Annotated in this window: 19 protein-coding genes; 8 read left to right on the forward strand and 11 right to left on the reverse strand. The window is 39.5% G+C overall.

Annotated features, from left to right (window positions below; all coding sequences use genetic code 11):
- Positions 1–230 precede the first annotated feature (230 nt).
- Positions 231–623: a 30S ribosomal protein S9 gene (gene rpsI, locus IGJ14_RS13730; RefSeq protein ID WP_010733940.1), complete on the reverse strand. Its 393-nt coding sequence runs from the start codon at positions 621–623 to the stop codon at positions 231–233.
- Between the two features lie 15 nt (positions 624–638).
- A complete protein-coding gene (gene rplM / locus IGJ14_RS13735) occupies positions 639–1,067 on the reverse strand; it encodes a 50S ribosomal protein L13 (protein ID WP_153830627.1) in 429 nt (142 codons plus the stop codon).
- Between the two features lie 377 nt (positions 1,068–1,444).
- Here rplM and IGJ14_RS13740 point away from each other — a divergent pair, with 377 nt between their 5' ends.
- The 3 genes from IGJ14_RS13740 (at position 1,445) to IGJ14_RS13750 (ending at position 5,283) form a co-directional block, all read left to right on the forward strand.
- Entirely contained in the window at positions 1,445–2,656 is a 1,212-nt protein-coding gene (locus IGJ14_RS13740; protein WP_019722514.1) for an argininosuccinate synthase, read from the forward strand.
- A gap of 101 nt (positions 2,657–2,757) precedes the next feature.
- On the forward strand, positions 2,758–4,143 hold the full coding sequence (gene argH, locus IGJ14_RS13745; protein WP_019722515.1) for an argininosuccinate lyase: 1,386 nt from the start codon (positions 2,758–2,760) through the stop codon (positions 4,141–4,143).
- 156 nt (positions 4,144–4,299) lie between these two features.
- Positions 4,300–5,283: a hypothetical protein gene (locus tag IGJ14_RS13750; RefSeq protein WP_019722516.1), complete on the forward strand. Its 984-nt coding sequence runs from the start codon at positions 4,300–4,302 to the stop codon at positions 5,281–5,283.
- Between the two features lie 29 nt (positions 5,284–5,312).
- Here IGJ14_RS13750 and IGJ14_RS13755 read toward each other — a convergent pair whose 3' ends face one another.
- The 3 genes from IGJ14_RS13755 to IGJ14_RS13765 form a co-directional block, all read right to left on the reverse strand.
- On the reverse strand, positions 5,313–5,555 hold the full coding sequence (locus IGJ14_RS13755; protein WP_019722517.1) for a hypothetical protein: 243 nt from the start codon (positions 5,553–5,555) through the stop codon (positions 5,313–5,315).
- Between the two features lie 210 nt (positions 5,556–5,765).
- Positions 5,766–6,233 (reverse strand): Dps family protein, encoded by a 468-nt coding sequence (locus tag IGJ14_RS13760; protein WP_019722518.1) that lies wholly within the window; start codon positions 6,231–6,233, stop codon positions 5,766–5,768.
- A gap of 166 nt (positions 6,234–6,399) precedes the next feature.
- Positions 6,400–7,953, reverse strand: coding sequence for a gluconokinase (locus IGJ14_RS13765; RefSeq protein WP_029593945.1), 1,554 nt, complete (start codon positions 7,951–7,953; stop codon positions 6,400–6,402).
- A 56-nt stretch (positions 7,954–8,009) separates the two neighbouring features.
- On the opposite strand from IGJ14_RS13765, the gene IGJ14_RS13770 reads away from it, so the two are divergent.
- Positions 8,010–8,684 (forward strand): prepilin peptidase, encoded by a 675-nt coding sequence (locus IGJ14_RS13770; RefSeq protein WP_019722520.1) that lies wholly within the window; start codon positions 8,010–8,012, stop codon positions 8,682–8,684.
- A gap of 89 nt (positions 8,685–8,773) precedes the next feature.
- Here IGJ14_RS13770 and msrA read toward each other — a convergent pair whose 3' ends face one another.
- From msrA to rpoB, 3 genes are all read right to left on the reverse strand, one after another.
- The gene (msrA, locus tag IGJ14_RS13775) at positions 8,774–9,298 is read right to left on the reverse strand and encodes a peptide-methionine (S)-S-oxide reductase MsrA (protein WP_010733927.1); all 525 of its coding nucleotides are present in this window, start codon (positions 9,296–9,298) and stop codon (positions 8,774–8,776) included.
- 286 nt (positions 9,299–9,584) lie between these two features.
- Positions 9,585–13,238 carry a DNA-directed RNA polymerase subunit beta' gene (gene rpoC, locus IGJ14_RS13780; RefSeq protein ID WP_019722521.1) on the reverse strand — a complete coding sequence of 1,218 codons (3,654 nt, stop codon included), beginning with the start codon at positions 13,236–13,238 and terminating at the stop codon, positions 9,585–9,587.
- 80 nt (positions 13,239–13,318) lie between these two features.
- Positions 13,319–16,936: a DNA-directed RNA polymerase subunit beta gene (gene rpoB, locus IGJ14_RS13785; protein WP_019722522.1), complete on the reverse strand. Its 3,618-nt coding sequence runs from the start codon at positions 16,934–16,936 to the stop codon at positions 13,319–13,321.
- 478 nt (positions 16,937–17,414) lie between these two features.
- Between rpoB and IGJ14_RS13790 the strand changes: the two genes are divergently transcribed.
- A complete protein-coding gene (locus IGJ14_RS13790) occupies positions 17,415–18,398 on the forward strand; it encodes a biotin--[acetyl-CoA-carboxylase] ligase (protein WP_019722523.1) in 984 nt (327 codons plus the stop codon).
- Between the two features lie 757 nt (positions 18,399–19,155).
- On the opposite strand, the gene IGJ14_RS13795 is transcribed toward IGJ14_RS13790, so the two are convergent.
- Entirely contained in the window at positions 19,156–19,389 is a 234-nt protein-coding gene (locus IGJ14_RS13795) for a hypothetical protein (RefSeq protein WP_019722524.1), read from the reverse strand.
- Between the two features lie 302 nt (positions 19,390–19,691).
- On the opposite strand from IGJ14_RS13795, the gene IGJ14_RS13800 reads away from it, so the two are divergent.
- From IGJ14_RS13800 to IGJ14_RS13810, 3 genes are all read left to right on the forward strand, one after another.
- Positions 19,692–21,065: a hypothetical protein gene (locus IGJ14_RS13800; protein WP_019722525.1), complete on the forward strand. Its 1,374-nt coding sequence runs from the start codon at positions 19,692–19,694 to the stop codon at positions 21,063–21,065.
- A 286-nt stretch (positions 21,066–21,351) separates the two neighbouring features.
- On the forward strand, positions 21,352–22,218 hold the full coding sequence (locus IGJ14_RS13805) for a hypothetical protein (protein ID WP_019722526.1): 867 nt from the start codon (positions 21,352–21,354) through the stop codon (positions 22,216–22,218).
- Between the two features lie 235 nt (positions 22,219–22,453).
- Positions 22,454–23,221: a hypothetical protein gene (locus IGJ14_RS13810; RefSeq protein ID WP_019722527.1), complete on the forward strand. Its 768-nt coding sequence runs from the start codon at positions 22,454–22,456 to the stop codon at positions 23,219–23,221.
- Positions 23,222–23,848: 627 nt separating this feature from the next.
- Here the strand turns inward: IGJ14_RS13810 and IGJ14_RS13815 are convergent.
- Positions 23,849–24,838, reverse strand: coding sequence for a polyprenyl synthetase family protein (locus IGJ14_RS13815; protein ID WP_019722799.1), 990 nt, complete (start codon positions 24,836–24,838; stop codon positions 23,849–23,851).
- 22 nt (positions 24,839–24,860) lie between these two features.
- Complete coding sequence (locus IGJ14_RS13820; protein WP_010733918.1) at positions 24,861–25,427, reverse strand: Gx transporter family protein; 567 nt, start codon at positions 25,425–25,427, stop codon at positions 24,861–24,863.
- Positions 25,428–25,431: the final 4 nt, after the last annotated feature.

A 25,431-nucleotide genomic window follows, 5' to 3' on the forward strand; every position in this document is an offset into this window, starting at 1 on the left:
ATATCATTTGGCGGAGAAAAACAACTGATGGCGGAGTAAACGACTAAATATATCTTAGTTTCTTTAAATTGACTAGATCTTTTTTTGCAGTCGCTTCTTTCTGCTTCGATTGATTCTCGATGAAATTCTCTCAATTTGAACTCACCAACTTTACCTATTTAAAAACCAAAAAAAGACGCTTCGCAAACTGAATTGCGAAACGCCTGAAATGTCGATATATATAAAATATATTAACGTTTTGAGAATTGAGAAGCTTTACGAGCTTTCTTAAGACCTGGTTTTTTACGTTCAACCATACGTGCGTCACGTGTAAGTAACCCAGCGCGTTTAAGAGCTAAACGGAAGTCAGGATCAACTTCTAGCAATGCACGAGCGATCCCGTGACGGATAGCTCCTGATTGTCCAGCGTATCCTCCACCGTTTACGTTAACAAATACGTCATATGCGCCTTTTGTTTCAGTAACGCCGAAAGGTTGATTGATAACTTCACGCAAGTCAGCATGTGGAATATATTCTTCAACATCTTTTTTGTTGATAGTAATTTTACCAGTTCCTGGTACTAAGCGTACGCGAGCAACTGCATTTTTACGACGGCCTGTGCCGATATATTGAACTTGTGCCAATGAAATTCCCTCCTATTAGATTAAGTTTGTGATGTCTAAAACTTCTGGTTGTTGTGCTGCATGTGGATGTTCTGCTCCACCGTATACATTCAATTTTGTAAATTGTTTGCGGCCTAAAGTATTTTTAGGTAGCATGCCTTTTACAGAAGTTTCGATCAAACGACGAGAATTTTTAGCACGCAATTCACCAGCTGAGATTGATTTCAATCCTCCTGGGTAGTTGCTGTGACGGTAATAAATTTTATCAGTCGCTTTTTTACCTGTTAATTTCACTTTATCTGCATTGATAACAATGACGAAATCGCCAGTATCCAAATGAGGGGTGAAAGTTGGTTTATTTTTTCCACGTAGTACAGATGCAACAACTGTTGAAAGACGTCCCAATGGAACATCAGTTGCGTCTACTACATACCATTTACGTTCTACTTCGCCTGGTTTGGCCATATATGTTGTACGCACGTTAGTTTCCTCCAATTTAAGTTCTGATGTTTGACATACACTTCGAGTTTCCGGGGCTCTTTGTGGGGCAAACAATACCATTTAACATATTACCTGCAAATACCGATAATGTCAACGTTTTTCTATACTTTTGAAAAATTAAATTTCCTTTTCATTTTTATCTTTTCATCGTTTTAGTTTCTTTTAGACTAAGAAATCCGTTTTGTATAAAAAGTTGTGTATTTACATTATTTTTGAATATTATTTTCATTTTATTTATTTTTGTGTATAATTATTTAATTTATTGATTGCTTTTTTATTTTTATGATGTTATCATTTGAAACAACTATTTTGAAAACACTTAAAAATAAAGGGGCGATTTTATGAAAGAAAAAATTATATTGGCTTACTCAGGTGGTTTAGATACCTCTGTGGCAATCAAATGGTTGGCAAAAGATTATGAGGTGATTGCTTGTTGCCTAGATATCGGTGAAGGCAAAGATACCGCTTTTATTAAAGAAAAAGCACTTCAAGTTGGCGCAATTGCGTCTTATGCCATCGATGCCAAAGAGGAATTTGCTCAAGAATTTGCATTGATCGCGCTACAAGGTCATACGTTTTACGAGCAGTCTTACCCACTGGTTTCTGCGCTTTCTCGCCCCTTGATCGCAAAAAAATTAGTGGAATTAGCTCGAAAAACTGGTGCAACGACGATTGCTCACGGCTGTACAGGAAAAGGCAATGACCAAGTTCGTTTTGAAGTAGCAATCAATGCCTTGGCACCTGAAATGAAAATCATTGCACCGGTTCGTCAATGGCAATGGTCTCGGGAAGAAGAAATCGCCTATGCAAAAGAAAATGATGTGCCGATCCCAGCAAATTTGGAGAATCCATATTCTATCGACCAAAACTTGTGGGGACGTGCTTGTGAGTGTGGTGTATTAGAGGACCCTTGGGCGACTCCGCCAGCAGGTGCTTATGATATTACGACAGCCTTGGAGTATACACCTGATCAGCCGGATATCATTGAACTCAGTTTTGAACAAGGCGTTCCAGTTGCTTTGAATCAAGAAAGTTTATCTTTGTCTGAATTGATCTTGTCTTTGAATCAATTAGCTGGCAAGCATGGAATCGGACGGATCGATCATGTGGAGAATCGTCTGGTAGGGATCAAATCGCGGGAAGTGTATGAATGCCCTGGAGCGATCACTTTGATGCAGGCACACAAAGAGCTGGAAGATTTGACCTTCGTTCGTGAATTAGCACATTTCAAACCAATGATCGAGCAACAGTTGAGCCAAATGATTTATGATGGTCTCTGGTTCAATCCATTGACCGATGCGTTGATCTCTTTCTTGAAAGCAACACAGACTGCGGTCAATGGGACTGTCCGTGTCAAACTATTCAAAGGAAACGTCATCGTTGAAGGACGTAAATCAGCCAATAGTCTGTATAACGAAGAACTAGCAACGTATACTTCAGCGGATACCTTCGATCAACAAGCTGCTGTCGGTTTTATCAAGCTTTGGGGTCTACCATCGAAAGTCTATGCGGAAGTTCAAACAAAGCAACAAACAGCCATAGGATCAGAGTAGCGAGTAAAGCAATCAAAAGAAAAGTAAGGTAAAAGCTGAGTGCGAACTCAAACAGGACCTTTTACCTTCTTTTCTTTCATTAAAAACATAGGAGGAATCACATGGATAAACTTTGGGGTGGACGGTTTCAAGGAAAAAGTGAACAATGGATCGATGCATTCGGCGCTTCGATCTCCTTTGATCAAAAATTAGCTGCACAAGATATTTTAGGTAGTCTCGCCCATGTGAAAATGTTGGCCCATACTGGGATTTTGTCCGAGGAAGAAGCGCAACAGATCATCGCTGGTTTGGAAAAACTGCAAACACGCTTAACGAATGGCACTTTGCATTTTTCGGTGGAAAATGAAGACATCCACTTGAATATTGAAAAATGCCTGCATGAGGAAATCGGACCTGTTGCTGGGAAACTACATACTGCTCGTAGCCGCAATGACCAAGTCGCAACAGACATGCACTTGTACCTAAAAGAAACGGTACTTGAACTGATTGAAAAGCTTCATTCGTTGCGCCAAACGTTCGTGGAAAAAGCAGCAGAGCATACGGCTACGATCATGCCAGGATATACTCATCTGCAACACGCCCAACCGATTTCCTTTGGCCATCATCTCTTAGCGTACTATCAGATGTTTACTCGTGACCATGAACGCTTCACAGAAAGCCTGAAACGAATCGATATTTCCCCATTAGGCAGTGCGGCATTAGCAGGCACGACATTCCCTATCGATCGTTTATTCACCGCGACTGAATTAGGCTTTTCTGATGTTTATGCAAACAGTTTAGACGCCGTTAGTGACCGTGATTTTATTCTGGAATTTTTAAGCAATGCTTCATTATTGATGATGCACTTGTCTCGTTTTTGCGAAGAAATCATTTTTTGGTGTAGTTATGAATGCCAATATATTGAACTTTCGGATACTTTTTCAACAGGCAGTTCGATCATGCCCCAAAAGAAAAACCCAGATATGGCAGAATTGATTCGTGGAAAAACTGGTCGAGTATATGGGAATTTATTTGGTTTGCTCACGTTGATGAAAGGTTTGCCTTTAGCTTATAACAAAGATTTTCAAGAGGATAAAGAAGGCATGTTCGATACGAGTGAAACGATTTTAGCTAGTCTCTCGATCATGGAAGGCATGGTCAAAACCATGGAAGTGAACAAAGCCCGAATGTATGCGGCCACGCAAAAAGATTTCTCCAATGCGACTGAGTTAGCCGATTACTTAGCTGCGAAGGACTTCCCTTTCCGTCAAGCACATGAGATCGTCGGTAAACTCGTCTTACAATGTACACAACAAGGTTGTTCATTACAAGACATCCCACTAACAGAATTCCAAGCAATCAGCCCGCTGATCAAAGCCGATATTTACGACACCTTACTTCCGGAAACTGCCGTAAAACGTCGCAATTCATTAGGTGGTACAGGTTTTGACCAAGTAGAAAGGCAAATTGAACAAGCACTACATCAGTTGAAAATAGACAAGAACTAAAAGAACATCTTGAGACAATGTTTCCACACGTTGTCTCAAGATGTTCTTTTTTAGTTTACATTTTTCAAAAATATGTAAAAAAAGTTCAATCTTTCAAGAATAAACATGTCATACTTTAGTTTAAAAAACTTTTTCATACAGAAAGGAAAAACTATTATGCATTTCTTCCCCTTTGTCGATCCCAACCGTCGACCACAAGCCAAGATTCGAAAAATGACAGAAGAACTCACACAAAAATTTCATGCAATCGATCCAGATTTGACTTTGATACATAATGATAACTTTATTGATTATGGTCCAGAGGTCTTTCCACAACTTTCGTCGATTTACTGGGATCCTCGTGTGCCAAATCATCCGATGGAACATTTTGTGTATTCGGAGTATCGATTGAAATATCAATTTTATACGCTCTATTGTTTTACACCTTATGGCGAACAAATTGATGAACATTACGGAAAAGTAAATCATTCGGATCGAAAAACGCTACAAGCAATTGACGATTTGATATTAACTGTTATTCACACTTATCAAGCAAAAAAATTATCTTACTGGAAGGATTTATTTCCAGAAGAACAATTCCAACAAACAATCGCATCTCATTATCAAAGAACTTCACAGATGATCGGTGAAGGTAGAAAAAGTAGTCGACTAATCACCTTCACTGACCCTAAGCATCGACCTTTGGCCGCTGTAGAAAAGAATACGGAATTTCTAGAAACTCAGTTAAATCAATTAGATTCTCGACTAACTGTGACCCATGATGATTCATTTATTGATTTTGGTCCAAGTGATGGACATTTTCTTGCTGAGTGTCCTTATGATCCAGAGGAAGACGACCTAGACGACGATAGACGTGGTCTATCGGAGGAAGAATATGAGATTTGCTATGAAGATATTCCTCTATTTGGTTGTTCTCCCTATAACATAAGCTTTGGTATACATGGCGATTTTTACAGTAAATGGATGTTGAATATTGATTATCTTGATTTAAGAGAGCGATTGAATAACCCTACTTTAGCTATTATTCATCAATATCAGTTAGATAATCTATATTATTGGCGTGATCATTATTCCACTGAAAAATTCCAATCTGAAGCCCTTGATTCCAAAGAACGCGGGCTACGACAAATCCACTCCTGAATATTCAAAAGGGTGTACTCAATGCTCAGTCAATTACAAAAAAATGACAGAAAGACTCTTGTAAGGGTATCCGTAAATCCTCGGAGTGTTGCCCATTCGTTCCATGTTTTTTCATCTTTCGCTTGCGAAGTGCCGCTTAAATCAATCTCAACAGCCGGACGCGAGATCGCTTCTTTGAAGGATCGATCACTCGCAAAGGCTAAGAGTGTCGGTTGGAAAACTGACGACAACAACATTACAACCATCAACAACGAGAACCATTTCTTTTTCATTTTTCCACTCCTTTTCTTTTTTATTTACACCGAGAGTATATCGCAAGAAAAGTAAGCGCTTAATAAAAAGTAGTGATTTTTAAAGAACGTCTTTTTCCATTAGCAGAAAATAAATTTCTGCTTAATTAATAGAAAAAATAACACCCTGTCGACACACGTCTCAATGGATGTATGTCAACAGGGTGTCTTTTATAGTTGTGATTCGCTTGTTTATGCGTCAATTCCTGGTGCTTTACCTAGATGTGCTTGTATCATCCAGATGCGTTTTTCTGTTGCTGCTTTAAAATCAATGAAGATATCTTGTGTTGGATCGTCGCCTTCTTCACCAGCAGCTTCGATTCCTTTTTGGAAAAGATCTGCTAAATAGCGATAACCTGCGACTAATGTTTCTAAACGTTCTTCCATCGTGCGATCCCAACGACCAATCTCATCAGGGATTTTTGTGTTGTCTGCAAATTCACGTAATGTTGAATAAGGTGAACCATCTAATGTGATCAAACGCTCTGAGATTTCATCTAATTGTTCATTCAAGTCGTCCATGAAGCTGTCCATCATTGGATGCAATGTCAAGAATCCAGGACCTCTCATATACCAATGTGTTTGGTGGACGATCACCGACATTTGGCTTAAATCTGCTACTAATTGATTCAATACTTCTTTGGTTTGTTGAAATTTCATGTAATTCTGCCTCCTCGCATTTGCCTATATTAAAATCATAGTAAACTTTGAGGGAAAAGTACACTAAAATCCTTTAGATGAGAACGATTTTCATCCCCAGAGTAATGCTTTTTTTAAATAGCAAAAAATCTGCCAACTAAATAGAAAATATAACTAATGTCATCATTTACGATTCGCCTTCTTCATCTATCCTCTCTATTGAGAGATCCTCTCGTAGTTCCGCAAATAACTGAGAATAGCGGCTTAATTCTTGTTGTGTTGAAACAAACAAAGGATATATTTTGTTGTACATGCGGCTGGCCTTTTTCTGAACAGCCACTTGTTGTGCTAATTCAATATATGCGGAAGCTTCACCTAATGTTTCGATTCTGCCTTGGCTCTGCCAACCTAATATGACTGCCCCTAACGCTGAGGCTTCTTTAACTTTTGGAAAACGGATAGGTTGTCCCAATACATCTGCCATGATCTGCCGAAATAACACTGATTGAGCAAAGCCACCAGTTGCACGTAACTCAATCACTTGATCGGGTGGACAGATACCTCGCAAAATTCGTTTGAGATTAAAACAAACCCCTTCCAGGACCGCTCGCATCATGTCTTTTTCCGTATGCCATCGTTGTAGACCAATAAAACTTCCAAATGCCTCCGCATCCCACAAAGGTGCTCGTTCACCCAATAAATACGGTTGAAAAATCAGCCCATTGGCGCCAGGCGGGACAAAAGCGATTTCCGAAAGGACTGCTTGATACGGATCTTCTCCTTGTTCCTTAGCTCGTTGAACGACATCTTGCATCAATGTATGGACCGCCCAATCAAAGATCCCTGCGCCATTACTAGTTGCTCCTCCGATGACCCAGTGTGTTTGATCCAAAACATAACAGAAGGTTTCCATTGTTGGATGGAGCTTTGGGCGATTCGAAATAAATCGTAATGCGCCACTGGTACCGACAGTCAGCGCTGCCGTCGTCTCACCAAATGCACCTAAGCCTAAATTGGATAATGGCCCATCGGCTCCACCTAAAATAAATGGAATCTCTTGATCAAAATGAAACCTCGTACGGGCTTGTTCTGTTAATTTCGTGAACTGGGTAGTCGCAGGTGCTACTCTCGGTAATTGCTCTTCTTGTATCCCTAACTCTTCAAGAATAGGCTCTGACCATTGGAAACGGTGGATATCGAAGTACCCTGTGCCAGAAGCAGTACTATAATCACTGACTAATTCAGCAAACAGCTCATAAAAAAGATAGTCTTTGATCCCTACAAAATAAGCCGCTTGCTCAAATAAATCAGGAAACTCGTTTTTCAACCAATTGATTTTGATCAATGGTGTCATTGGATGGATCGGCGTACCCGTCCGTTCATAGATCACTCGACCTTTTTCAGTTGCTTTTAATTTTTCTGCTTCATTGACGGCACGAGTGTCTGCCCAAGTAAACATACGAGTTAAAGGTTTTTTATTTTTATCTAATAAAATCAAGCTGTGCATGGCTGTTGAAAATGAAATGAATTGGATTGTCTGTGCTGGCAATTGTTGGATCACTTCATTGATGACCGTATACACTGCATGGACAATCAATTCCTGATCTTGTTCAGCCATGCCTTGAATTTCTTGGATCAGCGGGTAATGAAAGTAGGCTGTAGCTACTTCTCCTGCTTGTTCATTGAATGCAACTGCTTTCGTTTGCGTAGTACCGATATCGACCCCGACTGCAATCATTATTTTTTCCACCTCTCTTCTCCTTTTTTGCGTATCTTAATCAAAAGGAGGTTGGTCTGATGTTTCTTTATTTTATCATTGGTTGTTGCTTTGGTTCTTTTTTGTGCTTAGTCGCACAACGCGTTCCTCAAGACCTTTCTATTATTTCCCCTCGTTCACATTGTGTCAACTGTCACCAAACATTGCATTGGTATGAGTTGATTCCATTACTTTCGATTGTCATGCAACGATTTCGTTGCCGCTCTTGTCAGACCAAACTTTCACCCATGTATCCACTGGCAGAGTTGATCAGCGGTACGCTATTTATGTATGCAGGATGCTATTCGCCAGATACAGTTCATTTGATTTGGCTATTCACTGCTTTTTTATTTTCGTTGATGGATATTTTTTACCTTGCGATCGACACTCGCATCCTCTATTTCTCATGGACTTTCTTATGGGCCTACTGGGTGCTGACTGAGCAGTTTCACTTAGAAACCAGCTTAGCGTTCGGCTTGATCAGTTACGGTTTGCTGCGTTATGGGCAAGCTTATTTAGGCGCAGGCGATACGTTACTCTTACTTAGTTGGAGTGGTGGGTTAGCCTCCACACATTTTCTCATGCTTATGTTTATCGCAAGTTGTCTTGGTTTAAGTTATTTTTGTATCACTGCTTTATTCCATAAGAAAAGAAAGCATCTCCCTTTCGTTCCTTTTCTGAGTATTGCCTTATGGTTGGTCCTCTATTTCCGATAGCACAAAAAAGAAGAAGCATCTAGAACAAAATGTCCGACCTTCCTCTTTTCTTATTACTTAAAATTCATATTTTCTAGTAACTTATACTGCTAGTCTTTCCAGTTTTTTCTAAGGAATCCCGCCCGACCAGAGCCTTCACGATACAACTGATAATGGATCTTGTTTTTCTTGTAGTAATCTTGATGATACTCCTCTGCGGGATAAAAGGTCGTACGAGGTTCGATCTTTGTGACGATCGGTTGATCGAAACGGCCACTTGCTTGTAACTGTTGTTTTGAGTTCTCTGCGGCTTCACGTTCTGCTTCATCACTATAATAAATGACCGGACGATAAGAGTCCCCACGATCAGCAAACTGCCCTAAAGCATCTGTCGGATCGGTCTGTTGCCAATAAATCTCGACCAATTGTGCATAGGTGATGATTTCAGGATCATATTCGATTTCTACCGCTTCCGTATGACCTGTTGTTCCAGTCGTCACTTGTTCGTAGGTTGGATTTGGTACATGTCCTCCAGTATAACCGGAAGTAACGGAGAGGATACCTGGTTGTGTTTCAAACGGTTTGACCATACACCAAAAACAGCCACCTGCAAATACAGCTTTTTTCACTGCCATTTCTTATCAGCTCCTTTGGTTTTATCATACTCGTTTTCATTGAAATAAATAGTAATATGCTTATTTTACCCCCTACCGGTATTTTTAGCCTATTTTTATTGTTTTTCTTTTATTATTTGAAAACTTGTGGATAAATTTTGGTACACATAATAATTATCCCCTGTGGATATCTATTGCCATTTCTTTTATCCACAGTTACCTTTTACTTCCTTGATTCTAGTTTATCCACAAAAAAAAGGTCAAGTCCCTCAAACAGGAACTTGACCTTCTTTCTATGAATCATGGTTTATCGTGTTTGTTCATTCATTGCATCTTCGGCAGCCATTTGTGCTTCGATGTCAGAAATGCTATACACGTTTTCACTTGCAACGCCAACTTCTTTTGGTTCCATGTTGCGGTAACGTGGCATACCAGTACCAGCTGGAATGATCTTACCGATGATAACATTTTCTTTCAAACCAAGAAGTGGATCTTTTTTGCCTCGGATCGCAGCATCAGTCAAGACACGAGTTGTTTCTTGGAAGGATGCAGCTGATAAGAAGCTGTTTGTTTCTAATGATGCTTTTGTGATACCTAGCAAGACTGGACGAGATGTCGCAGGAACGCCACCAGCAACTAACGTATTGTAGTTTTGGTCTTTGAAGTCTGCGATATCTAACAGTGTCCCTGGCAAGATTTCTGTATCGCCTGGGTCCATGACGCGCACTTTACGAAGCATTTGGCGAACCATTACTTCGATATGTTTGTCGCCGATTTCTACCCCTTGCATACGGTAAACACGTTGTACTTCACGTAATAGATAGTTTTCAACAGATAGAACGTCACGTACTTGCAACAATTGTTTTGGATCGATTGATCCTTCTGTCAATGGTGCACCACGATGGATCATATCGCCTTCAGCGACTTTCATACGTGCAGTGTAAGGCACTGTATACGTACGTGTATCTGTTTTCCCTTTGATCGTTACTTCTTTAGTACGTGTTGCAGGATCTTCAGAGATATCGATAACATCCCCTGTTACTTCAGTGATCACTGCTTGCCCTTTCGGATTACGTGCTTCAAAGATTTCTTGGACACGAGGAAGACCTTGAGTGATATCATCTCCGGCAACCCCACCCGTATGGAACGTACGCATTGTTAACTGAGTACCTGGTTCACCGATTGATTGAGCGGCGATGGTACCAACTGCTTCTCCGACTTCAACGTCAGAACCAGTTGCCAAGTTACGTCCGTAACAATGTTTGCAGACACCATGTTTTGTATTACATGTGAAGACAGAACGGATCGTTACAGTTTCAACACCTGCATCAACGATTTGTTTTGCAACATCTTCAGAGATCAATTGATTTCCGGCAATGATCATTTCGTTGGTTTCAGGATGACGAACTTCTTTACGTGTGTAACGTCCAATCAAACGATCTTCAAGAGATTCGATGATTTCATTTCCTTCACGGATTGCTTGGATCTCAAGACCGCGGTCAGTGCCACAATCTTCTTCACGAATGATGACATCTTGGGCAACGTCAACTAAACGACGTGTCAAGTAACCAGAATCGGCTGTCTTCAAGGCTGTATCGGTCATTCCTTTACGAGCCCCGTGAGTTGAGATAAACATTTCCAAGACAGAAAGTCCTTCGCGGAAGTTCGAAATGATCGGCAATTCCATGATACGTCCATTCGGTGCGGCCATCAATCCACGCATACCAGCAAGCTGAGTAAAGTTGGAGATGTTACCACGGGCACCAGAATCTGACATCATGAAGATTGGGTTTTTCGCTTCCAAACCTTCCATCAGTTTTTGTTGGATGCTGTCTTTCGCAGAGTTCCAAACAGCGATTACTCGTTCATAACGCTCGTCGTCAGTGATCAATCCACGACGGAATTGCTTCGTGATCGACTCTACTTGTTTATGTGCTTCGTCAATGATCACTTGTTTTTCATTCAAGACACTGATGTCGGCGATCCCTACAGTGATACCTGCATGTGTTGAATGTTTGTATCCTAAGTCTTTCATACGGTCAAGCATCTTAGATGTTTCAGTTACTTTGAAACGTTTGAAGACTTCGGCGATGATGTTTCCTAAGTTTTTCTTCTTGAATGGTAAAACTAGTTCTTGTTCTTTGATGTGAGCAGGAATATCTGTTCCAGCTTCAACAAAGTATTTGTCCGGTGTTTGGACAGTCAAGTTGAAGTCAGTTGGCTCATTCAAGTAAGGGAATTCTGGTGGCATGATCTCGTTAAAGATGATCTTACCAACAGTCGTGATCATTGTGCGTTCTTTTTGCCATTCTGTAAATGGTTTGTCCCCTAATGTCGTTGGGTTCACACCAATACGTGAATGTAAATGAACGTAGCCATTACGCCATGCGATGACTGCTTCGTTTTGGTCTCTAAAGACCATTCCTTCGCCTTCACGACCTTCTTCTTCCATTGTTAGGTAGTAGTTTCCTAAAACCATATCCTGAGAAGGTGTAACAACTGGTTTACCATCTTTTGGATTCAAGATGTTTTGAGCAGCTAACATCAGCATACGTGCTTCTGCTTGTGCTTCTTCGTTCAACGGTACGTGAACGGCCATTTGGTCTCCATCAAAATCGGCATTGTAAGCTTCACATACCAATGGATGCAAACGGATCGCACGACCTTGGACAAGAACTGGTTCAAATGCTTGGATACCTAATCTGTGAAGCGTAGGTGCCCGGTTCAATAGAACTGGATGTTCTTTGATGACGTCTTCTAAGACATCCCAAACTTCATCTTCTTGACGTTCGATTTTGCGTTTCGCATTTTTGATGTTTGAAGCAAGTTCACGTTGAACTAATTCGCGCATCACGAATGGTTTGAACAATTCGATCGCCATTTCTTTTGGTAATCCACATTGGTACATTTTCAAGAAAGGACCTACGACGATAACTGAACGACCAGAGTAGTCGACACGTTTACCAAGTAAGTTTTGACGGAAACGACCTTGTTTCCCTTTCAACATATGAGAAAGAGATTTCAATGGGCGGTTACCTGGTCCTGTAACAGGACGGCCACGACGACCGTTATCGATCAACGCATCTACCGCTTCTTGTAACATCCGTTTTTCATTTTGAACGATGATTCCTGGTGCATTCAAGTCTAACAAACGTTTCAAACGATTGTTACGGTTGATCACACGACGATATAGATCGTTCAAATCACTTGTTGCAAAACGTCCACCTTCTAATTGGACCATTGGTCGTAGATCTGGTGGGATGACAGGGATAACGTCCATGACCATCCAGCTTGGTTCATTGCCAGAAGCACGGAATGCTTCTAAAATGTCCAAACGACGGATCGCGCGTGTACGTTTTTGTCCTTGTGCAGATTTCAACTCTTCTTTCAATTCAGCCGCTTCGCCATCCAAATCAACGTTATCAAGTAATTGTTTGATTGCTTCCGCGCCCATTGCTGCTTGGAATTCTTGGCCATATTGTTCACGTTTTTCGCGGTATTCGCGTTCAGTCAACAATTGTTTTTTCTCTAAGCTTGTGTTTCCTGGTTCAATAACAACATATGAGGCAAAGTAAATGATTTCTTCTAATGCGCGTGGGCTCATGTCTAATACAAGACCCATACGAGAAGGAATACCTTTGAAATACCAGATATGTGAAACAGGTGCTGCTAATTCGATATGACCCATACGTTCACGACGAACTTTTGAACGAGTCACTTCCACACCACAGCGATCACAAACGATTCCTTTATAACGGATACGTTTGTATTTTCCGCAGGCACATTCCCAGTCTTTTGTAGGACCAAAAATCCGCTCACAGAACAACCCTTCGCGCTCAGGTTTTAAGGTACGATAGTTAATCGTCTCAGGTTTTTTTACTTCACCGTAAGACCAGCTTCTGATTTTTTCGGGAGAAGCCAAACCTATTTGCATACTTTCGAATTTATTTACATCGATCAAAAGGGGTTCCCTCCATTTCGTTTAATGGCAAAACCGTAAGGCGGCTGATCTTCGACCGCCTCACAGTATCTCAGACCGGATTAGTCTAAATTATCTTCTGCGGTTTCAAAGTTTTGGATGATATCTTGTCTTTCATCTTCGACTTGTTCAGCAGCTTGTTTTTCTAGTTCTTTTGCTGTTTGTTGTTCAGCGAATTTTGTCAAAGCATCCACTGTGATCAAATCATCGTCTTCGTCATCCATGTCGCGAAGTTCGATCTCGCTGTCTTGGATGTCTAGGACACGCATGTCTAATCCTAGTGATTGTAATTCTTTGACTAATACGCGGAAGGATTCAGGTACACCTGGTTTTGGAATTGGTTCACCTTTGACGATTGCTTCGTATGTTTTCACACGTCCGACTACGTCATCTGATTTGTATGTCAAGATTTCTTGTAAGGTATAAGCCGCACCGTATGCTTCCAGTGCCCAAACTTCCATTTCCCCAAAACGTTGTCCACCAAATTGCGCTTTACCACCTAATGGTTGTTGCGTAACTAGTGAGTAAGGTCCAATTGAACGTGCATGTAACTTGTCGTCAACCATGTGAGCAAGTTTGATCATGTACATCACACCGACAGACACGCGTCCGTCAAATGGTTCACCTGTACGTCCGTCATAAAGAACAGTTTTCGCATCGCTAGCCATACCAGCTTCACGAACTGTTTCCCATACGTCTTCATCACTTGCACCATCAAATACTGGTGTTGCTACGTGGATGCCTAATTGACGGGCAGCCATCCCTAAATGCAATTCCAATACTTGTCCGATGTTCATACGTGATGGTACCCCTAGTGGGTTCAACATGATGTCGATCGGTGTTCCATCAGGTAAGAATGGCATATCTTCTTCCGGCATAATACGGGAAACAACCCCTTTATTACCGTGACGTCCGGCCATTTTATCCCCTTCATGGATTTTACGTTTTTGAACGATATACACACGAACTAACATGTTGACACCTGGTGATAATTCATCGCCAGCTTCACGAGTAAAGATCTTCACATCGTGAACGATCCCGCCTCCACCATGCGGTACACGTAGAGAAGTATCACGTACTTCACGTGCTTTTTCACCGAAGATCGCATGCAATAAGCGTTCTTCTGCTGAAAGTTCAGTTACCCCTTTTGGTGTTACTTTACCGACTAATAGGTCACCGTCTTGGACTTCCGCCCCAATACGAATGATCCCCATTTCGTCTAAGTCTTTCAATGCGTCTTCACCGACGTTCGGGATTTCGCGAGTGATTTCTTCAGGTCCTAATTTTGTATCACGAGCTTCTGATTCATATTCTTCAATATGAATCGATGTGTACACATCATCTTTGACAAGACGACGACTCATGATGATCGCATCTTCGTAGTTGTATCCTTCCCAAGTCATGAAACCGACTAAGACGTTTTGTCCTAGAGCCATTTCACCTTGTTCCATTGATGGGCCGTCTGCCAAGGTATCCCCTTTTTCGACTTTCTCACCTAAATGAACGATTGGGCGTTGGTTGTAACTTGTTCCAGAGTTTGAACGACGGAATTTTGTTACTGAGTATTTGTCTAATGCGCCATTGTCGCGACGTACGCGGATCTCAGCAGCATCAACAAATTCAACTACACCATCGTGTTTACATAGTAACGCAGCTCCTGAGTCATGAGCTGATTTATATTCCATACCAGTACCAACCCAAGGTGCTTGTGGATTGATCAATGGCACTGCTTGACGCTGCATGTTGGCACCCATCAAGGCACGGTTGGAGTCATCGTTTTCCAAGAAAGGAATACATGCTGTCGCTACCGCAACTACTTGTTTTGGTGAAACGTCCATATAATCGACTTTATCGATCGATACTTCTAAGTTTTCACTTTGGGCACGAGCCATGACGATTTCTTCAGCAAATGTACCGTCATCATTCAACTTACTGTTTGCTTGGGCAACGATATAATGGTCCTCGATGTCTGCTGTCAAGTAATCGATTTGTTCTGTCACACGGCCAGTTTCACGATCAACACGACGATACGGCGTTTCGATAAAACCAAATTTGTTTACTTTCGCGTAACTAGATAAACTATTGATCAACCCGATATTTGGTCCCTCAGGCGTTTCGATCGGACACATACGGCCATAGTGGGAGTAGTGAACGTCACGTACTTCATAGCCGGCACGGTCACGAGTCAAACCACCAGGTCCTAAGGCAGAAAGACGACGTTTGTGTGTCAATTCGCCCAATGGATTGGTTTGGTCCATGAACTGAGACAATTGTGAAGAACCAAAGAATTCTTTGATACTTGCGACAACTGGACGGATGTTGATCAATTGTTGTGGTGTCAATGTTTCTGTATCTTGGATTGACATTCTTTCACGTACGACACGTTCCATACGTGCTAAACCAATACGGAATTGATTTTGTAAAAGTTCTCCGACAGAACGGATACGACGATTTCCTAAGTGGTCGATATCGTCCACGTTGCCGATGCCTTCCATCAAGTTCAAGAAATAGCTCATTGAAGCAACGATATCCGCTGGACGAACAGTTTTCACTGTTGTGTCTGGGTAGCCGTTACCGATCACGTTAACTTCACGTTCTGGGTCTTTTGGTGAAAAGACTTTGATCACTTGGACAGTCATTGGATCAGTGACTACGCCATCTTCTGTTGGGTAGTAAGTCACTGAGTTCAAACCATTGTCGATGAACGGTGCTAATGTTTCCATCACTTGATGGGTCAAAGCTGTTCCTTTTTCAACAATGATCTCGCCTGTTTCAGGATCAACCAACGTTTCAGCTAACGTTAAGTTCAATAGACGTGTTTTCAAGTCTAATTTTTTGTTTACTTTGTAACGACCAACATTTGCTAAGTCGTAACGTTTTGGATCAAAGAAGCGGGCATTCAGCAAGTTACGTGAACTATCTGCTGTTTTTGGTTCGCCTGGGCGAAGACGCTCGTAGATGTCTTTTAATCCTTCTTCTGTTCTAGAATCACTTGCATTTTTGTGTAAATCTTTTTCGATCGTGTTACGTAATGTTTCACTATCCCCAAAGATTTCAAAAATCGTGTCATCTGAACCGAAACCTAATGCACGAACTAACACAGTCAATGGAATCTTACGTGTGCGGTCGATACGTACATAAGAGATGTCTTTTGCATCAGTTTCCATTTCTAACCATGCACCACGGTTAGGGATCACAGTGGAACCGAATCCTTCTTTACCGTTTTTGTCTACTTTCCCATGGAAGTAAACACCTGGTGAACGGACTAATTGGGAAACGATAACACGTTCCGCACCGTTGATGATGAATGTACCTTGCTCTGTCATCAATGGGAAATCACCGAAGAATACTTCTTGGGCTTTGATTTCGCCTGTTTCACGGTTTGTTAAACGTAAAGTCACATGTAATGGTGCAGAGTAATTTGCGTCATGTGCGCGTGCTTCTGCTACTGTGTACTTTGGTTCTTTCAATTCATAATCTACAAATTCCAAAGAAAGATTGCCATTGAAGTCATCGATTGGCAAAATATCTTCAAACATTTCTCTTAGTCCTTCATCTAAGAACCATTGGTACGAGTCTGTTTGAATTTCGATCAAATTTGGTAATTCCAACACTTCACTGATTCGTGCGAAACTTCTACGTTCGCGATGTTTTCCGTATTTTACTACGTGTCCAGCCAAGCTCTTCACCCCTCTAAAATGTCATTCAAAAAGACTACCCGATCAATTGTTACAATAATATTAAAAATATTATATTTAGGTAACAACAGACATTTTTTGCGGCTTTTAGGCAAAAAAAAACCAAAAATAGAACGTTCTCTTGAGTACTTGCCTACGTGAGCTTCTACTTTTGTTTCCTTATATTAAAGCCGAAACGGACAATATTTCGTTTCTGCCTTCGCTTCATCAGATAGTTTTTGCAACTTCATATAATACACTGTTTAAACGTAAAAGTCAACACTTCCTGGCGTTTCCTGTAAATTTTCGTAATTGTTTCTTAATCTTTCTTTTTTGTTCCAATTTCGTCCATTCCTAATTGAGTGACTCTTCCTCACAAAATCTTTTCGTCTTTATAGCGACTCAAACAAAAAGTATGACGCGCTGTCCTCATTCGATCGTAAATCTGCTAATATATAAATAGTAGAAAGGAGCTTGATCGATGACGACAAAAGCCAAGGTACTACACCTTTTAAAAAATACTCCGACATTTCTATCCGGTGAAAAAATCGCCCAACAACTGAATGTCTCCCGAACGAGTATTTGGAAAGCCATCAAAGAATTAGAAAAAGAAGGTTTTCGCTTTGACCATCAAGCGAAAGGGTATCGTTATCTCCCCTCCGATGTATTAGATCCTGTAGAGATTTCCCAAGCATTATCCTCTTTTGATGTTCAAGTGAAGGTATTATCACAATCTGAATCCACCATGAAAGATGCTAAATCGGCATCTAATATGGATACTACGAAACCTAGTTTATTTATCGCGGATACACAAGAACAAGCCCATGGACGTTTTGGACGTTCCTTTTTCGCTCAACCAGGTCAAGGAATCTACATGAGCCTATTATTGCATCCACAAAAGCATTTTGAGGAATTGCCACAATATACGTTGATTGCTGCCAGTGCATGTGTCAAAGCGATTCAAGAAACGTCAGGAAAACATGCCATGATCAAATGGGTCAATGATATCTACCTTGAAGGGAAAAAGGTTTGTGGAATTTTATCTGAAGCGGTAAGCGATATGGAAAGTGGTGAAATTCGTTCAGTGATTATTGGTGTGGGCTTGAATTTTTCGATCCCTCACACGCAATTTCCTGATGAGATCCAGCAAAAAGCGACTTCCTTGTTTCCTGATGGTGAAGCATCGATGACTAGAAATCAATTGATCTGCGCGATTTGGAAACATTTCTTTAGGTATTTAGCCGACCCTTCGCACACCTATTTTGATCTTTACACAGAACGGTCATTTGTCCTAGGTAAGTCTGTCAGCTTTACCCGACAAGGAAAATCTTATCAAGGAATTGCCCAGGCAATCGGTCCAAAAGGAGAACTGATCGTAGATACGCCAAACCAGCGCTTCCAACTACTCTCTGGTGAAGTCAGCTTAACAGAAATCGATGGGCTACCATCAGCAAAAAGAGGCTAGTTCGTTTCCTAGCCTCTTTTTTATCAATGGTGGGTTTGTCATGCTCGCTTTATTTTCATAAGCTTGATGTCACGAGAAAACATGCAAGCTTCTTTACGATGTACTATATTTTTCTACTATGTGCTTGATTCTATGTTTGAGGTACTACATTATGTGTTTTATTTTACTTTTGAGTCTACATCTAATTTCTATGTTTGTTCTATGTTTGTTCTATGTTTTAACTCTATGTTTTAGTTCTATGTTTTAGTTCTATGTTTTAGTTCTATGTTTTAGTTCTATGTTCGATATCCTTTTTAAATCGGATAGTACTATGTGCTATTGTCAGTAGCAGTAGAACAATCAAACTACTGCCTGTCAATACTAATGGACACCTGATAACATTTGCCTACGATTTTATCTAGATGCGCTGTCGCAATCTGTGATGCACGTCGTCAAGCAAGTGAGACCGAGCAACTATTTTTCCCCGAAATAGTTTTCGGCAATCAAGTGGTGTTCTATGTGTGTTGTTTCCTCTATTTACTACTTCTAAGTCATTTATAAGCTTATCTATTGAAGACCAACGATTGCTTTCTCCACTTCTTCCTATACAGAACCCTCTTCCATTTAACGCCCCCTTTTTTGTTTTGCTGTCGTTCTGTTTGTATCATAACGCATAAAAAAATGAATGAATTCTTTTGTATTGAATTACAACATTTTTTATTTCCACATTAGATTCAGCGATCTCTTACTGGGTCATCCCAGCCTCAATGGACTATTCTCAAATTTTGCAAAATTGTAATTGATTCGCTTTAGAAGAAGAAAAATATTCGATCTTCAAGTTGAATTTTTTTACAATCAAACAGCGGATCAAAAATTTATCTGCCGCAGACAAAGGTTGCTGATACTCTTCTTCAATATCACGAAATGAAAAATTTCTTTTCTTCTCACTTAGTTTTGTTACGATCTCAATCACCGTTAATTGCGTTAATTCTGATGTATATTGTTTTCTCACAGCTGCTCTCCTTTATTCATAGCGTTCTTTAATCCAGAATATAGCATGGAATTTTTCTTGCTGGGAACAATTTTTTTCCAAAAACAAAAAAAGATTGTTTTAAATAAACAAAACAATCCATTTGAGTGATTTAATCCATAACATGAACGAAAGTCACCTCTGCTCTGCCAATCAATCCAAATAACACCTTTTAGAAAAAATCAATACTAAAAATTTACATATTATAGAAATAATCGGTACATACCACGAGTTGAAAAATGATATTTTTTTTATATATTAATAAAGATAATTAAGGAGAAACAATGGATAAAACTAAAAAAAATATAGAGGTGACAAGATTTTTAAATACAGCCATCAGAGATGGTGTTTTAAATCCACAAGCAATCGGTCAAGAAAGTTTGTCTCGCTTGAGATTACACATATTGATCAAAGAACAATCGTTAACTATAAATTTAAAAGCGCCGAATCTTTCTGACAACGTCTTTCAGAGAATCAGTAGACAATTAGACGTTGTAAAAAAATTCTCACAACAAACAGCATCGATCACAGCTGAAAATATCCAGTTGTCTGCTAAACAAATTGACCAGAAAATTGAGCGTTTAACCGAAAAAGACAGAGAGTTAAATGAACAAATCAGGGAAATTAAAAGTGAAGTAAAAAAACTTTCTAGCAGAACAGCCAATCCGGATGAATATAACAAGGCAACAACCAAACTCAATAACGCAAATAAAGAACTAAGTAATAATCGAAATAACATCTACAGTCATCGCGCAATGAAGCTTGTCCTAAAAGAACAAGAACGCCAGCAAACGAAAAGTGTTCGCCGAGAATCTGTCGGTCAGTCGCCGAGACGACAATCCGTTTCTCAAGTAACATCTGAACCTCGTCAGTCTGTCGCACAAAAGCTTTCTACGCCTCGGCAATCAGTCGCACAGCAACAGGAAAAACGAACAGAAAAAATCGATAACCTAACAGAAAAGATCATAAATACAGAGAAAACAATACAGGCGCTTGCAAAAGAAAGAGATGGTCTCGTTAGCAACCCTAACGTAAAAGAAGAATTCGCTATATATACTGAAGGCATCCAACTTCATCGAAAACAAGCAGACAATCTTTACCGTCAACTGGAGACGATTGATTCAAAGACTGCAACGAAGTTAGAAACAAAATTTGCTGATTCCCCTTATGGCAAAGTCGCGTGTCCATTAACACCTAAAGAAATCTCTACAATCAAAGTAGAAAAGGCTAATGAAAAGTTCAATCAAGCTTACCGCAATTCATCTCCTGAACCTAAAATGAACAAAAAGCTAAGAATAGACACGGGAAAAACCCTCTCAGAGAAAGAGAAAGCCGCCGAACAGAAGAAGTTTATCCAAGAAACTAAACGTAATTTGCAGAAAATTGAGAGCAAATTGCAAAAGTATCAAAAACGGAAAAAAAGTATCATCGGTCTGATTGCGAATGCCTTTCAAAGAAAAAAAATCCAAGGTTTAAAGGAAAAGAAAACTGATTTGATAAACAAACTCGAGCAACCGCAAAAAAAACCACAAAAAGGTATCCTAAAACCAACATTTAAAGAACAAGTAACTGACGCTCATAATAAACAAGAACAACAAATGAAAAATCAAAAACCACGTGGAGATCGAACACAATCACCTAGCTTTAGCAGATCATGAGCATCGCCCACACCGATAAAGATTTTCTAGCTAAAGTTGTTCAAGTAATCCATATATTTATAAATAGTTATTTTATATGATTTATTCCATTACAAAAAGATACACGGTATTCCAATGAACACATTCTATTATTCAATTAATACGCCTTTTCAATGTTAATTTTACAACGTTTTATTATCACAAGATTCATATCGAAAATTTTCTTTAATAGAAATTATCGGTCCTGTTTACCAATAAAAAAATGTTATGTTTGTTTATGTATAACGAATAAGAGAAGGAGATAGATATGGCTAAGAATGAGCAAGATAAGCAACCAATCACACAGGGAGAGAAAACAGCAATCACTCAACTATCGAATCAAATTATCAACTCTGAGAATAAGATTGAAGAGTTAAAAGGAAAGCTAGCGGAGCTTGGGGATACATCTAAATCTTCAGAAAAACATCAGGAATTAACAGACGCTATCAGAACTCATAGAAAAAGAGTTCATGTGTTATATGAAAAAATCGAAAAAATTTCACCCGCACATGCGGATAGATTGGAAAAATACATAGATAACCATTTCACTCAAGACAAAAGCGTCACGAAGAGCAATGAGAAAATCATGAATGAACCTATCTATGAAACCATTCCTGGAGATAGAAAAAAAAGGAAGGAAGAGATCGATGTCCCAATCACATTAAAAAGGGCTCGATCAAAAGAAGAAATTCAGTCGGCTGTTAAATCTGCTAATGATAAATTCAATGAAATCCATAAAGATATAGATTCAAAGTCTATTGATAAAAGAGAGAAAACGATCGAAATCAAAAAAAAACCAATCAAGGATAATATGAGTCAAAATCTTTCGTTAGATAAAGCCAATAAAAAGTTAGAGCAAACGGAAAAAAAACTAGCTACTATTAAACAAAGAAATAAGACGTTAACTGGCAAAATCATGAATTTATTTGGTAGAAAAAATAAAGAAGAATTAATGAACCAAAAAAAATTATTGATTGATCAGATTAAAACTTTAAAAGGAGAGCCTATAAAAGGTATTCTGAAACCGCCATTGACTGAGAAGTTAGCTAACGCACAGGAAAAGGTCAAAGCGAACGCCCAAGAAAAGGCAAATCCTACACTGAACAATCGACCAAAAACTAGCCATACAATTTAAAAATAAAACAGCTTCATACTAAACAAAATAATTCAGGAGATTGATCAAAAATAATGGTCGATCTCCTGTTTTCTGCTATCAAGCATACTTTCCTCCTCTTTGTTTTCTCGCTTATGTTTCAAGAGCAAGAAATGCTTACACTAATTTTCTCTACTTAGAAATTATCGGTATAAATCACGAAGATTAAAATGCTATTTTTGTTTATGTAACTAAGACAAGAGATGAGGAACTAATTATGGATAATCGTAAAGAAAATATTATGTCAGTAGAAAAGATGAGACAGCGTTCAAGGGAATTGAGTAAGCATCTACCAAAAAGTCCTGCTACAGAAATCAAGCAACTGACAAAAAGCCTGATGAATACAGTAGCTAGAATCCAAGAGCTAAAGGAAAAAAGAGAACAGCTTAGTGATCGTTCCACATCTTCAAAAAAATATAGGGAACTAACAGCTGGCATCAAAAATAATGAACAAAGAGCGCAAGAATTACTTGATAAAATCGACAAGTTGTCGCCAAAACAAGTAGATAAACTTGTCGAACGATACACAGACTCTGCTGAACCGATCTACGAAACAATTCCTAGTGATACTAAAAGGAATGAAAAAGATGCGCCACTCCCTGAAATACGTGACCGAACAAAAAAAGAAGTGGTAAATGCTGTTGCAGAAGCGAATCGTAAGTTCAACGAAACACATAAAAGTATCTCTAAAGAACCTTATGCAAATCGACAGCCAAAAATAAAGTTTGATGCAAAAACATTGGTAAATGGAATGGATAAAGAGGAGCCTTCCCAAAAACGCGATCACACTGACAAAGAAGTTGGGAAGGCTAATCATAAGGTGCAGACCCAATCATTACAAAAAAAGATTTCACCTGCGACTCAGAAATTTACATTGAAAGATAGGATCAATCATGCACATCGCCAAACAGAAAACAATCATCTAACACAAGATAGCCACTCGCGAAACAATCGACCACAAACTAGCCCGAGCCTTGGAAGATAAAAAATAAAAAAACCAGTGATTTCCTTATCAGTCAGGACTGCATAAGGCTTTCACTGGTTTTTATTGACTCATCTATTCTTGTCATTCAGCGACATTTCCCCCAAAATGTTAACGATACTGATTGTCAGAATAAACAAAAAAATGAATGTTTTAACTACTTGTTTTGTCCATGGTTCACTCAATATTATGTATTATTTCTTATGTGCTTTGATTTCCCTCCTTTATTCTTCCTCCGTCACTTTATGTACTTACGTCCATAAATAAAACGATGTAAGCCCCTGTTCGATAAACGACCCATGTCCATTCTATTGATGGTTCATGTTTTTAAGAGCAACAAACTACTGATACGTATGGAACTACTAAATGGAAATCAGTCACCATGCGATACCTATTATTTAGCATACCTCTTTCTTTCAGAAGGTGCAAAACCACTTTTTCTGTGCAAAGAAAAAAATGAGCCTGGGACATGATTCACCTTGCATCTCCTAGAACCGAATAAACGGTGTTCCAGAAGCAACTCCTTCAGACATAAGCGTGAAACCCCAAAAATTTGAAGAACAATTTTCAGGGTTTCACGCTTATTTCTCGGAGCTGAACACTTCTGTCACAACCACATTTTTATATAACTTAGTCTGCCCGTCTTAGGATCAATGACGTCAAAGTCTCTAATGTTTCTTTTGTTTGTACTGAGGTATTTGGTAATTTTTTGATTTCTTTTAGTGCTTGTTTCGTATAGGATTCTGCCAACTTCTGGGCGCTTTCGACCCCTTGTGCCTCAATAACTAATTGTTGAATCTTCTCAGCTTCTGCTTGTGTCATTTGTTTTTCTTTGGACAAATATTCAAGTAATTCTGCTTTTTTGTCTGTTTGTAACGCATAGATCAAAGGTAACGAATACACCCCTTGACGAATGTCTTCCAATACAGGCTTGCCGATGTCTTCGCTCTGTTTTGTATAATCTAAAATGTCATCAATGATTTGAAACGCCATGCCGATCGCTAACCCGATATCCCCGGCTTTTTTTGCAAAACGTTCGCTTGTGCCACTTTCGTATGCACCTACAAAACAACTAAGTTGAAAAAGTTCAGCGGTTTTACCAGAAATATTCTGTAAGTATTCTTCAACCGTCAACTGGGTATTGTATCTATCATCCATTTGCCCGAGCTCGCCATTCAATACTTTTTCCATACTTCGTGCATTTAATTGCATACTCTTTAAGGAGGAGGTATATTCGGACAAGAGTTTGAAACAACAAACAAATAAATAATCTCCGGCATAAACAGCGACACTATTGCCAAAACGGCTACGTAAGTTTGGCTGTCCTCTGCGTAAGTCAGCTTCATCAACGATATCATCATGGATCAACGTCGCAATGTGTAGCATCTCAATAGATGCTGCCAACGAAATGGCTTTATCGCGATCTTGCTCCGGGCCAAATTGAGCAAATAATAGTTGATACGCCGGACGCAGTAACTTTCCACCTGCATGAATCGTTTCTTTTATCGCTTCTTCTACTGGTTTGTTTTTCAGCCGAACAACACTTTCCATTTTTTTTAGTGTTTGGTTCAATTCCACTTGGATCGTTGGATAGTCCACCCACATTTGATGTAACTTCATAAAAAAACTCCTTGTATAACGCTTATTTTTTCAGAAATACCGATTGCCATTGACTATTGGTCTGTCGATCATAGTCTGCTTGGAAACGCTGAAGTGTTCTCACATGTTTCAGCAGATAATTAGCAGCTATCCCTATGGCCAATCCTGATAGAATACCTAGGAATGACAAAATCGGTAAGTAGAGCATGACTGTCCATGATTGTGCGATAAATGACGCGGTCAATAACTGACCGACATTATGCATAAATCCACCTGTCGCGCTGATGCCAATAATGCTAACTCTTTTAGGACCCAGTTGTTTGACTATCAACATCCCTACATAACTCAACAACGCACCACTCATACTATAAAGAAACGTCGAAATCGTGCCGCCTAATAACGTGGTCAAAAATAAACGCAACCAAAGTAATAAGAAGCTATCTCGTTTTTTCATTGTAAAAATTGCCACAATCGTAATCAAATTAGCCAATCCTAGTTTTGCACCTGGCGCAAAAGCGAAAGGATAAGGAATCATATTTTCCAATAAACCGATGATCACACCTTGGGCAACTAATAAAGATATATAGATCATTTTTTGTAATTTACTCATGACG

The organism is Enterococcus sp. DIV1304_2, from assembly GCF_050555445.1.
In the GTDB taxonomy this organism is placed as follows: domain Bacteria; phylum Bacillota; class Bacilli; order Lactobacillales; family Enterococcaceae; genus Enterococcus_B; species Enterococcus_B pernyi.